Genomic DNA, 321 nt, shown 5'->3' with positions numbered 1-321 from the left:
ATCTTCATGGAAAAACATCATAAAGGCGCTATGAGGTTTCTCATTTCGTACTGTAGATAATACACCGGTACGTTGACCTTGAATAATAGTTGCGATTTTTTCTTTTAAGTGCATAATTTTAACCCCTTTTCACAATTTATAATTCTGTCTGTTTAAACAAGATAATTTAAATATCTTTCATACTGTTTTCTTCAATCCGATTTTTTAAACGTAATTGTGATGAAATCGGACAAGTTAGGAGAAGAATAATAATAATATTGTGGAGAAATACATACTATGGAAGGGTGAAAAGCATGTTTAATAAAATATTTCTTATAGTAG

At 29.0% G+C, this 321-nt stretch carries 1 protein-coding gene; it reads right to left on the bottom strand.

The annotated features are described in order from the left end of the window. On the bottom strand, window positions 1–114 hold a 114-nt coding region (locus SB717_RS34630; RefSeq protein ID WP_410907388.1), incomplete at its 3' end, for a PNPOx family protein. Window positions 115–321 lie beyond the last annotated feature (207 nt).

The organism is Priestia sp. SIMBA_032, from assembly GCF_046535215.1.
Taxonomy (GTDB): Bacteria; Bacillota; Bacilli; order Bacillales; family Bacillaceae_H; genus Priestia; species Priestia aryabhattai.
The sequence above is the reverse complement of the archived record's forward strand: the minus strand, read 5'-3'. Positions and strand labels throughout refer to the sequence as shown.